The organism is Rhodospirillales bacterium (genome assembly GCA_016712595.1).
In the GTDB taxonomy this organism is placed as follows: domain Bacteria; phylum Pseudomonadota; class Alphaproteobacteria; order Rhodospirillales; family Defluviicoccaceae; genus Defluviicoccus.
This window is the reverse complement of sequence record JADJQT010000001.1, coordinates 366,696-378,785: the sequence shown is the minus strand read 5'-3', so window position 1 is coordinate 378,785 and position 12,090 is coordinate 366,696. Positions and strand designations below refer to the sequence as shown.

Sequence of the window (12,090 nt, the reverse complement as noted above, 5' to 3'; positions counted from 1 at the left end):
CTGCGATAGGTGCCTATCGCCCCGCTTTTCGCCCCGCGGATCGCGTGGTCGACGCGTCGGAAGCCGGCAAACAGGATCGCGGATGATGGCTCGGTCGCGTGATCCAGTGCGCGGCCAGCTCGAACAACCCCATGCCCGCCAGCATCGCCGCGACAAACAACCAGGTCCGGGTGGATGCGAGGCCAAGGCCGGCGATCGCCGGGCCGGGGCAGTAGCCAGCGAGCCCCCAGCCGAGCCCGAAGAGGGCAGCTCCGGTGATTAGTCGCGATTCAACGGTCCGGGTGGCGGAGAGTTGAAACGACGACGCGAACAACGGCGTCCGGCGGCAGCGAAAGATCAGGTGATAGCCGAGCCCGGCAACGATGACCGCGCCCGCCATAACAAACGCCAGCGACGGATTCCACCTTCCGTCGCCGATCCCGCCGAGATCGAGAAAAGCCAGAACGACCGCTGGATCGATCATGCCCGAAAGCGCCAACCCCGCCCCGAACAACAGACCGGCGAGCACAGCCGTCGCGATCCGGATCATCCGCTCACCCCACCGCTGAACACATGCTGCGTCAGGAAGACGATCGCCGCGGCAACCGCCATGAATGTCGCGGTTGCAACGAACGAACGCCGCGATCCGCGGGCGAGGCCACAGACACCATGCCCGCTGGTGCATCCACTGCCGAGACGGCTGCCGAAGCCGACCAGCGCACCGGCCACAATAACGAGAGCCGGAGGCGCCGCGAGATGAACTGCCGGCTGCGATCCGCCAAAAACCGGCACGAGTATTGGGCCTGCGATGAGCCCGGCGAGAAAGGCGATGCGCCAGGCGATATCCCCCGCTGGGGCACGGGCCAGACCGCCGACGATTCCGGAAACCCCGAGAACGCGGCCTGACGACAGCATGAGCACCACGGCGGCGAGGCCGATGAGGCTTCCGCCCGCTAAAGCCGACAAAATCGCCGATCCAACCATATGACCGCTCTACTCGCCGAAGGACAAGACCGCCTTCAGACTATTGCGCTATCCGTCCTTTAGCAATCATGCATATAATGGGCACTGCAAGCGGTTATGGCGGTGCCGGCGGCTCGTACCATCGCGGGGCCCTCCCGCGATCGCGCAACACAATCGTTCGCCGGTTCCCGGTCCCTCGCCTCGGATCACGCGGCTTTGGCGATCAGACAATCCCGCCGCCCGCGGCAGCCCCCCGCGCCAGAAGCTGAATGCCGTTAAAGCCTAGAGGATAAATTTTGTAAGATCTGCGTTCTTCGCCAGTTCGCCGACGCGGTTGCGAACGTCCTCGCTGGTGATGGTGATCTCTTCACCCGAGCGTTCAGAGGCGGTGAAGCTGATCTCTTCGACGAGTTTTTCCATGACCGTTTGCAATCTCCGTGCGCCGATATTTTCGACGCCGGAATTGATTTCCGCGGCGAGTGTGGCGATTTCCTCGATCGCGTCGGGCTCGAAGTCGAGTTTGACGTCCTCGGTTGCCAACAAGGCCTTATACTGCTTGATCAGGCTCGCCTGCGGCTCGGTGAGAATGCGCACGAAGTCGTCGCGGGTCAAAGCCTGCAGTTCGACGCGAATGGGCAGGCGTCCCTGCAGCTCGGGCAACATGTCCGATGGCTTGGCGACATGAAAAGCGCCAGAGGCGATGAATAAAATGTGGTCTGTTTTCACATTGCCGCGCTTCGTCGGCACGATGGTTCCTTCGATCAGCGGCAGCAGATCGCGCTGAACGCCCTCACGACTGACGTCGGCGCCGACGCGCTCCGAGCGCGCGGTGATCTTGTCGATCTCGTCGAGAAAAACGATGCCTTGGTTTTCGACCGCGTCGATCGCTTCCTTGACCACCCGCTCCTCGTCGAGAAGTTTGTCACCCTCCTCGGCGATCAGAACGTCATGCGATTGCGCCACGGTCATTTTCTTGGCTTTTCGCTGTGCGCCACCGAACGCCTTGGAGAACATCTCCGAAAGATTGAGCATTCCCATCTGCGCCCCGGGAACACCCGGGATGTCGAACGTCGGCAGTTGCATGCCGGAAGAATCGGCGACCTGGATCTCGATCTCCTTGTCGTCCAGTTCTCCTGAACGCAGCATGCGCCGGAATTTCTCGCGCGTTTCCGCTCCGGCGTTCTCTCCGACGAGCGCGGTGATCACCCGATCCTCCGCCGCGAGTTCGGCCTTCGCGGCCACCTGCTCGCGAAGCTTCTCGCGCGTCATGTGGATAGCGATCTCGACGAGATCGCGGACAATCTGCTCGACATCGCGCCCGACATAGCCGACTTCGGTGAACTTGGTTGCCTCGACTTTAAGAAACGGCGCCTGCGCCAGATTGGCGAGACGCCTGGCAATCTCCGTCTTGCCGACCCCCGTCGGTCCGATCATCAAGATGTTTTTCGGCAGGACCTCCTGGCGCATGCCGTCGTCGAGCTGCTGCCGGCGCCAACGGTTGCGCAGAGCGATCGCCACCGCACGCTTGGCATCGTTCTGTCCGACAATGTGGCGATCAAGCTCTGAGACGATCTCGCGCGGAGTAAAACTGGTCATAAGCTCTCGACAATTATATTGCGATTGGTGAACACGCAGATATCGGCGGCAATTTCCAAGGCGCGCCTCGCCACCTGTTCGGCATCAAGGTCGTCTCGATCCATCATCGCGCGCGCGGCGGCAAAAGCGAAGGAGCCGCCCGAGCCGATCCCGATCAGGCCATGCTCCGGTTCGAGAACGTCGCCTGAGCCGGTCAGCACCAAGGACACCGACGCATCCGCAACCGCCATCATCGCCTCCAGCCGGCGAAGAAAGCGGTCCGTCCGCCAATCCTTGGCGAGTTCGACGCAAGCGCGGGTGAGTTGCTTCGGATATTGCTCGAGCTTGGCCTCGAGCCGCTCGAACAACGTGAACGCATCCGCGGTCGCTCCGGCAAAGCCGGCGATGACCCCGCCATCGCCCAAGCGACGCACTTTGCGTGCATTTGACTTTATGACGGTGTTCCCGAGGCTGACCTGACCGTCGCCAGCGATGACCACGCGATCGCCTTTCCGTACGCAAAGGATCGTCGTTCCATGCCAGACGCTCGCGCTATCCGCTGCCATTACCCTCGCCCGCAAGAACCGCTGCCTTCGCCCGCAGTCGTGCGAGCCACGCGACGATGTAGGTCGATGTTCTGCGGGGGTCAAGCGGACGTGCCGAGCGATGGTCTGCGCGATTGCTCTCGGCTGGGATCGCCCGTTCGATTACAGGGCCAAGCAGTGTGTCGATCACCCCGGTGGTGCGAAATGGAGTGGACCCACGTCGGACGCGCGCTATCGATGCAAGTCACTTGGGTTGGACAGAGAGGACGGCGATGCGGCCGGGGGGGCTTTCCGGGGCCGTCGGCGGATCGCCAACGCCGAGGCTACCGCGCAGAGCGGCGGAAATTTCGGGCGTGCACCATTCGTGCTCAATACCGAAGCGTTGCTTGGCATGGGCACTGAGCGGCAGGTTCTCCACGCGAGCGCAGGCAAGGTCGATCAACCCCTGACCGACCGGCCACAAGCGCGCCGTCTTGTCGCCGGAACCGCTCGCCAGCATCCGGCCGTCGGGGCTAATGGCGACGGACAGCACCGAAAACTGATGGCCGCGCAACGTGGCGATCTCCTTGCCACTCATCACGTCCCACAGACGCGCCGTCTTGTCCCACGAGCCACTCGCCAGGGTTCGCCCGTCCGGCGCCAGTGCGACGGAAGTGACAGATTCGTCATGCTCGCGGTAGGCGACGATCTCTTTGCCTGTCTTGATTTCCCACAGGCGTGCCGAGCTGTCGGATGAACCGGTGGCGATCGTCCGCCCGTCGGGGCTGAAGGCAACGGACAGAACGTTATAGTCGTGACCGCGCAGGGCAATGACCTCCTTGCCGGTCGCGACCTCCCAAAGCCGCGCGGTATTGTCCGCCGACCCCGTGGCAAGCATCTGTCCGTCCGGACTGAAGGCGACGGACAGCACGGGTGCCGCGTGACCGCGCAAAACGAGAATCTGCTTGCCGGTCGCGACCTCCCAAAGCCGCGCCGTCGTATCCGTGGAACCCGTGGCGAGCAGTCGTCCGTCGGGGCTGAACGCGACGGAAAGGACGAAGTCATCGTGGCCGCGGAACGTCGCAACAGGCCGGCCCGTCACCTCCCAGAGTCGCGCCGTCTTGTCCCAGGAGCCCGTGGCCAAAAACCGCCCATCCGGGCTGAAGGCAACGGATGGAACGCAATCCTCGTGATCACGAAAGACCACAAGCGTCTTGCCCGTCGCAACGTCCCACAGTCGGGCCGTCTTGTCTTCCGATCCAGTGGCGATCGTCCGCCCGTCGGGGCTGAAGGCAACGGACAGCACGGGCGCTGTATGGCCGCGGAAATCAACGATTTCGGCGCTCGCCGCAACGTCCCACAGGCGCGCGGTATAATCCGATGAGCCGGTCGCAACCGACTGCCCGTCGGGGCTGAACGCGACCGCAAGCACCGAATTCTCGTGTCCGCGCAGAACGGCGATTTCCTTGCCGCTGGCGATATCCCAGAGCCGCGCCGTGCGGTCCTCGGAACTTGTGACCAGGGTTCGTCCATCCGGGCTGAAGGCGACGGACGGCACGGACTTTTCATGCTCGCCGAAGACGGCAATCTGCTTGCCCGTAGCGATCTCGTAGACCCGCGCGGTGGTATCGGACGAGCCCGTCGCCAGCATTTCACCATCCGGACTGAAGGCGACGGATAAAATCGGCGCCTTGTTTTCGCCGATCGTGGTGAGTTGCTTGCCGGTTGCGACATCCCAAAGGCGCGTTGTCGCATCAAAGGAAGCGGTGGCGACGGTCGTTCCGTCCGGACTGAAGGCAACGGACGCGACCGACGCGGTATGGCCGGTGAGCGTCTTGATGGTCTCACCCGTCGCCAGATCCCATAGGCGGGCGGTACCGTCCGACGAGGCCGACGCCAGCGTGCGCCCGTCGGGGCTGAACGCCACCGAGAGCACCGAGTTCGTGTGTCCATTGAGAACCAGCGTCTCTTTACCCGTCGCGACGTCCCATAACCGCGCCGAATTGTCCCAGGAGCCGGTGGCAAGGGTGCGCCCGTCCGGACTGAACGCCACCGAGAGCACAAAGCTCTCGTGGCCACTCAGCGCGGCGATCTCCTTGCCGGTCGTCGTATCCCACAGTCGCGCCTTGTCCCAAGACCCGGTGGCGAGGGTGCGCCCGTCCGGACTGAACGCAACGGAGCTGACGAATTTTTCGTGCTGAAAACGTCGTCGCTCACGCAGTTCTCCGAGCCCATGCACGATCGTTCCTTCCGCCTCGCGCACGTAGGCTCGCTCGGGATGGGCGAGGTTCTCGGGGACCGCCGCCAATGCCACGCGCAGCGCCGTCGCCGGCGATCCGATTTCCAGCTCGGACTGGGCCAATGCCGCGAACGCGCGCGACTGCGCCCGTTGCGCCACCTCCAAATTGCGCTCGGCCTCCGTCCGTTGCCGGTGGGCGGCTTGGCCGGCGGCGATGGCGATGATCGTGATGACCGCCATCGCCGCGACAACACCGCGCACCACCCACCGGCGCCGGCGTTGGTTGGTGCGCGCTGCCTTGCCGGAGACCTCGATAAAGGTGACGAGCAGCGGCTCCAGATCAGCGCGTCGGTTGGCAAGCAGGTCCTCTCCCTCCACCAACCAGCGGCCGCGTGGCAGGAGCCGGTCAACGCTTCGTCCTTCCGCCTCCCACAAACGTGCCTGAGCGGCCAGCCGCTCGCGCGTGCGCAGGAATTCGCGGTCCTGATCGACCCAGCCGCGCAGGCGGAGCCAGCCGCGGATCAGGGCTTCATGCGCCAGTTCGACCGTGACCTCGCCGGTTCCCGAATTCCTTTCGGTGACGACCAGGCGCTCTCCCGCCAGTTTGCGGATCGTTGCATTCACGACCGCGTCGGATTCGGGCAAAGCCGCCCGGCGGCGCGTATCTTCCATGCCATCGCCGGGGCGTACCATACGGATCAACAAGCGTTGGGCGGCCTCGCGCTCGGCTTCGGTTAACGTGCGCGCGAACACGTCTTCGGCGCGGTAAGCGATGGCGCCGGCGACACGCCCGTGCCGCTGATAAGCGTCATAACAGAGGACGTTCCCTCGCCGTTCCGCCCACAACCCTTCGAGCAGGAACTCGAGCAGCGGCAAGTTGCCAGGCTCGTCGCCAACATCGTCGAGGATACTTTCGACGAGCCCTGTTTCGAAGACCAGCCCCACACGCTCCGCCGGCCGGGTAATCGTTTCCGTCAGCTCTTCGCGGGTCATCGGACCGACGGTGACCACCGCGTCCTGCAACCGGTCAGAGAGCTCCCGGCTGGCGAGCGCGTGACCGACGAAGTCTCCGCGCAGGGTCAGGACGACGTGGACCGCATCCGTCGCCGTTGCACCCAGGAGATGCTCGATAAACGCACGCCGGACGACGTCGTCGGAACACAGCGTGTAAAGCTCCTCCCACTGATCGACGAATAAGAGCAGGCGATCCGTGCCCGGCTGTTTCGCCAGCACCCGGGCGAGGACGTCCCGCAGGCCCACCGTGCCGTCGGCAAGGTGGGCTGCGAGGCGACCGATCTCGGCGAGTCGGTCGACCTCACTGAGGTCGCCCTGAAGAGCCGGCAGCAGGGCGGCGGCAAGGTTGATCAGCGGCCGATCGCCGGGCACGAAGGTCAGGGCGTCCCATACCTGTGCTCCCTCGCCTTTGCGCAGGCGAGGAATCAGACCCGCCCGCACCACCGAGGATTTTCCGCTGCCCGAAGCGCCGATCACGGCGACAAACGGCTGGCGGACGGCCGCCGTGGTCAACGCATCGGTGAAGGCGCTACGGCCGAAAAAGAACGGTTCGTCTTCCTCGCGAAACGGCCTGAGGCCGCGGTAGGGGCAGATCGCGGCACGGATCGCCTCGCTGCGTTGACGCGCTTGCGGGCCCGGCGGCTCGCAGAGAATGGCCGAGGCGAGAATACCGATTGCGTCCTCATCGGCGACGCCCGACGTCAGGTCGATCCATGTGTTCAGCTTAAGGAACCCCAACGCGGGGTCCGTGTGGGTGAGCAGAACCGGAATGACGGGAAAGCCGGGCTCGCGTCCCTGGCGGTCGAGAGCGAGATCCCGCTCGCGTTGCTGCCAGGGTCCGAGACCATCATCGCCGATAAACACCGCAACGGCGCTGCAGGCTCCGAGAGTCTGTTCCAGCGCCCGCGGCCATGGCTGACCGGGGACGAGATACCACCGGTCGAGAAACACAGAAAATCCGCGGTCGGTCAGCGCGCGTGCGGCCGCCTCCACGGCCAGATGGTCGCGCGTCGCATAGCTGAAGAAGACATCGAACTTGACCGCCAAGCGGCATTCCCTGAGTGGGTTATTTCTGTAGGATGATATCAAGGCTCTTCCGCTCTCGCGACATCTTTGTGTCTGTTGAGCAAAGTCGCGTGCACGGATTAACAGGATAAGACCAAGCTAAAGCCTGCTCTCCATGAAAAGATTGTCCGCTTTTCTCATATCTGCTGCTGAAAATCGCGTTCTGGCGAGCCATGACGTGCCGCGACGGAAGCGGTCTTATTCGCTATCCGGCGTTTTTCTCAGCCTTGCGTCCGATCGCTGGTCGGTGCGGTTGCCGAACGTGTCCATCGGCAAAATAGGTCGCGTTAAAAGATTTTACCGATTGGATTTTACGCCCCACACGCGTTATTTTAGAATAATTCTAATATGCTGTGCGCGCGACCAAGGAGCACATTGCGCCACAGCGCCATCAACCACGGAGGGAGAGAGTCAAATGATCCGCTTAAACCTTTTTGTACGATGTATGGGCGCGGCGGTTATCGTCGCGGGAGGCCTCGCCGCCTCGGTCGTCGAGGCGCAGCAGCCGACGAGCTACGCGCCGGTCGCCATCACCGAAGATTTCGCGACAACGATGAGCCGCATGAAGAACGCCAAGCCGGAGGTCGAACGACGGCAGGCGGACCTTTTGAACCAGCGATACGACCTGGGCGATCACCCCGCCGCTGACGCCAAGATGTTTCGCGGCAAGCCGGTACAGGAAGGAGTCCGGGCGAAACTGCCGAGCGGTGCGACCTGGGACTCACTGACGAAGATGAGCCCCGATGAGATCAAGGACAAGGGCCTGTTCCCGAAAGGTTTCCTGCCGCTGCCGCACCCGAACCATCCCGAAGGCGGAATGGTCTTCCCGAAATTCCACATCAACGAAATCAACAAGCAGGAAGGCCGCGACCTTACTCGCTTCGATCTCGACTACGATCTGCCTGATCACTTTCTTCCCGAGTTTCCCCCGGCGATCTTCCTGACGACACGGCCCGATCTCGGTGACGTCTCGAGGGGGCAGCTCGTCACCATCATGAATTACTATGCGCTGTTCAACGGTATCCTCAATCCGAAGCAGATTGAGGGCGTAAGGCTCCTCGTCACGCCGTTTCCGCAGCAACAGTTCAACCAGACTGAAGATCGCCGGTCGGCTTTGCCCAGCCGGGGGGTGACCTGCTTTGATTGTCACGCCAACGGCCATACGAATGCGGCGACGCACCTCGTCGGCGACATTCGTCCCCAGGAATTCCGCCACCGGCTCGACACCCCCTCGCTGCGCGGCGTCAACATCCAGCGACTGTTCGGCTCCCAGCGGGCATTGAAGACCGTCGAGGACTTCACCGAGTTCGAGCAGCGCGCCGCTTATTTCGACGGCGATCCGGTGATCGCCACCAAGAAGGGCGTGAACATCCTGGAACGCGGAAGCCAGGTCCATTTCATGGCCGAATTCCAGGAGATTCTTGATTTTCCACCCGCGCCGAAACTGGACCTCTTCGGACGCCTCGATGCAACCAAAGCCAGTGACGCCGAACGGCGCGGCGAAGCGGTGTTCTTCGGCAAGGGGCAGTGCGCGGCCTGTCATCAGGCACCGTATTTCACCGATAATCTGATGCACAATCTGCAGACCGAGCGGTTCTTCAAGCCGCAGATGATCAACGGACGCATGGCCTCCGCGGATGGTCCGATCAAGACCTTCCCGCTGCGCGGTATCAAGGATTCTCCGCCGTACTTGCACGACGGCCGGCTCTTGACCCTCGAAGACACCGTCGAGTTCTTCAACCTCGTCCTCGGCACCAAGCTCAGCGAGGACGAGAAGAAAGATCTCGTCGCCTATATGCGCGTCCTCTAAACCGCGATCCGGCTTCAGCGAAAGCCCACCCTCGCCCCGGCTCTTTCCGGGGCGATCTCTTGTCCGATGCCTATCGCAAGAGCTGCTGTTCGCCGCTCCCCGCGCCCCCCAGCGTCGTTGACCTTGCGCCGCCGCCGGCCGGAAGCATGCCCGGTGCCAGTTATGCCCGGCTTTAATGTTCTCCACAGGCGGGCCAGAGCGTACGCTATGCGCTCCTTACGCCACCACCGAAACGGCGATTGATGACGCCTCTCGAAATAAACCTCGCACCGGCGCGAACCTCGGCAAGCCCAACGCCGCTGCTTCGCCGCCTGCCGCACAACATCGACGCCGAAATGGCCTTGCTCGGCGCCATTCTCGTCAACAATCGCGCGTTCGAGCGCGTGTCCGATTTCCTGCGTTCCGAGCACTTCATTCTCGCCGAGCACACGCGCGTCTACGAGTCCTGCTGCCGTCTAATCGAACGCGGACAGATCGCCGATCCTGTCACGCTGAAGGGTTGGTTCGAGCAGGACGAACTGCTGGCGCAGGCGGGTGGCCTCGCCTATCTCATCCGCCTCACCGAATGCGCCGCCAGCCCGATCAATGCCGGCGAGTACGGCCGGCTGGTTCACGACCTCTACCTGCGCCGCGAACTGATCGCCCTCGGCGAGGACGTGGTCAACCGCGCCTATGCGAGCGACGTCGCCGAAGCGGCGGACACGCAGATCGAGATGGCTGAGCAGGGGCTTTATGATCTCGCCACCAAGGGCACCTATGACGGTGGTTTCGAGGCTTTCAAGCAGACGATGATCAGCGCGCTAAAGATGGCGGAGGCCGCGCACAAGCGCCAGGGCTTGCTATCCGGCGTGCCGACGGGCTTTCGCGATCTTGACGGCAAGCTGGGCGGCCTGCATCCGTCCGACCTGATCATCCTCGCGGGCCGGCCGAGCATGGGCAAGACAGCGCTCGCGACCAATTTTGCCTTTAATGCCGCCCGCGCCTTTCGCCGCGAAACGCCAGCCGACGGCGGACCCGCCAAGGTCGTCGATGGTGCGATTGTCGGCTTTTTCTCGCTCGAGATGTCGCGCGAACAGCTCGCCACCCGCATCCTCGCCGAGCAGACGCGCATCCCCTCCGATCGCATCCGCCGGGGCATGGTACCATCCGACAAGTTTCCGGATCTGGTGATGGCGAGCCAGGAGCTGCAGCGGCTACCGATCTTCATCGACGATACGCCCGCCCTTTCCATCAGCGCGATGCGCACCCGGGCGCGCCGGCTCAAGCGGCAGTTCGGACTCGGGATGCTGGTTATCGACTACCTGCAGCTCATCGCGCCCTCGCCAGGCTCGCGCCACGACAGCCGGGTGCAGGAACTCTCCGAGATCACCCGCGGGCTGAAAACACTGGCGAAAGAGCTGGAGGTGCCAGTTGTGGCGCTCTCGCAGCTTTCCCGCGCTGTCGAGCAACGTGAGGACAAGCGTCCACAACTCGCCGACCTGCGCGAATCCGGCACGATCGAGCAGGACGCGGACGTGGTGATGTTCGTCTTTCGCGAGCAGTATTATCTCGAACGCACCGAGCCCACGCAGCGGCCGGATGAGACTGACGATAAATTTCAAAAACGCCACCAGGACTGGATGGAGCGCTGCGAACGGGCGCACAACCTCGCGGACGTGATGATCGCCAAACAACGGCATGGGCCAATCGGAAACATCAAGCTGTTTTTCGAGGGCGAGTTCACCCGCTTCGGGGATCTGGACCCGCGCGATACGCCTGACTTGTAAGGACGCAACATGACGCGAGAGGACACCGCCGGGGCGGTGCTGAGCATTGACGCGGGCGCTATTGTCACCAATTGGCGGGCGCTGCGCGATCGGGCCGCGCCCGCCGAGTGCGCCGCTGTCGTCAAGGCCGATGCTTACGGGCTCGGCGTCGAGCAGGTGGCCCCGGCTCTTTGGGCCGCGGGTTGCCGAGTGTTTTTCGTCGCCACCCTCGATGAAGCGATTACCCTGCGCTGGTGCCTGCAACGTGCCGCGGCGGAGAGCGAAGCGGAAGAGACATCGCCACCCGCCATTTTTGTGCTGAACGGTGCGCCGCCGACTGGCCAAATGGAGTTTGTCCAGTACGGCCTCATTCCGGTGCTGAATACCCTCGATGAGATCGGCGCCTGGGCGTCGCTGTCCGAAGCCCTCGACTGCCGCTTGCCGGCGGCGATTCACGTCGATACCGGCATGGCGCGCCTGGGCCTGCCGCCGGACGAGTTCGCCCGGCTCTGCGCAGAACCCGATCGCCTTTCCGGCATCGCCCTCGGCCTCGTCCTCAGCCACCTCGCCTGCGCTGATGCGCCCGGGCATCCGCTCAACCACAAGCAGCGTGCCGCCTTTGCCACCGCACGCAGCAGGCTGCCAGCGGCACCCGCATCCCTCGCCGCTTCGTCGGGTGTATTTCTCGGCGATGGCTTCTTGTTCGACCTCGTCCGGCCGGGGTACGCTCTTTACGGTGGATCTTCTGTCGCCGGTGAAACCAGCCCGATGCAAGGGGTCGTCCGGCTTGAAGCCCCGGTGCTGCAAGTGCGTCAAATTGACACAGGCGAGAGCGTTGGCTACGGTGCGTCTTATGCGGCATCGGGACCGCGGCGCATCGCCACTGTCGGTGTCGGCTACGCCGACGGCATCCTGCGGTCGCTGGGAAACTGCGGCGCGGGATATATCGGGGGCTGGCGTGTGCCGATCGTCGGGCGGATCTCCATGGATCTGACCACGTTCGATGTGACGGGAGTCGACGATCAGGCGGTCCAGCCCGGCACGCTTATCGAGCTGATTGGGCCACACCATCCGATCGACGAGGTCGCGCGCGAAGCAGGAACGATCGGATACGAGATCCTGACATCGCTGGGCAACAGATATGCCCGCCGGTGGCTCTCTGCCGCCACCTGAACA

General features: G+C 63.6%; 8 protein-coding genes. 3 read left to right on the top strand and 5 right to left on the bottom strand.

Annotated elements, in window-relative coordinates:
- Positions 1–13 precede the first annotated feature (13 nt).
- From IPK66_01670 to IPK66_01650, 5 genes are all read right to left on the bottom strand, one after another.
- The gene (locus IPK66_01670; GenBank protein ID MBK8174041.1) at positions 14–529 is read right to left on the bottom strand and encodes a YeeE/YedE family protein; all 516 of its coding nucleotides are present in this window, start codon (positions 527–529) and stop codon (positions 14–16) included.
- Entirely contained in the window at positions 526–963 is a 438-nt protein-coding gene (locus IPK66_01665; protein ID MBK8174040.1) for a YeeE/YedE family protein, read from the bottom strand. The genes IPK66_01670 and IPK66_01665 overlap by 4 nt, the downstream gene beginning before the upstream one ends.
- 261 nt (positions 964–1,224) lie before the next feature.
- Complete coding sequence (gene hslU, locus IPK66_01660) at positions 1,225–2,538, bottom strand: ATP-dependent protease ATPase subunit HslU (protein MBK8174039.1); 1,314 nt, start codon at positions 2,536–2,538, stop codon at positions 1,225–1,227.
- Complete coding sequence (hslV, locus tag IPK66_01655; protein ID MBK8174038.1) at positions 2,535–3,083, bottom strand: ATP-dependent protease subunit HslV; 549 nt, start codon at positions 3,081–3,083, stop codon at positions 2,535–2,537. The genes hslU and hslV overlap by 4 nt, the downstream gene beginning before the upstream one ends.
- Positions 3,084–3,306: 223 nt before the next feature.
- Positions 3,307–7,341 (bottom strand): TIR domain-containing protein, encoded by a 4,035-nt coding sequence (locus tag IPK66_01650; GenBank protein ID MBK8174037.1) that lies wholly within the window; start codon positions 7,339–7,341, stop codon positions 3,307–3,309.
- Positions 7,342–7,804: 463 nt separating this feature from the next.
- On the opposite strand from IPK66_01650, the gene IPK66_01645 reads away from it, so the two are divergent.
- The 3 genes from IPK66_01645 (at position 7,805) to alr (ending at position 12,087) form a co-directional block, all read left to right on the top strand.
- Positions 7,805–9,169: a cytochrome B6 gene (locus IPK66_01645; GenBank protein ID MBK8174036.1), complete on the top strand. Its 1,365-nt coding sequence runs from the start codon at positions 7,805–7,807 to the stop codon at positions 9,167–9,169.
- A 242-nt stretch (positions 9,170–9,411) separates the two neighbouring features.
- Positions 9,412–10,935: a replicative DNA helicase gene (locus tag IPK66_01640; GenBank protein ID MBK8174035.1), complete on the top strand. Its 1,524-nt coding sequence runs from the start codon at positions 9,412–9,414 to the stop codon at positions 10,933–10,935.
- Between the two features lie 9 nt (positions 10,936–10,944).
- Positions 10,945–12,087 carry an alanine racemase gene (gene alr / locus IPK66_01635; protein MBK8174034.1) on the top strand — a complete coding sequence of 381 codons (1,143 nt, stop codon included), beginning with the start codon at positions 10,945–10,947 and terminating at the stop codon, positions 12,085–12,087.
- The last annotated feature ends 3 nt before the right edge of the window (positions 12,088–12,090 follow it).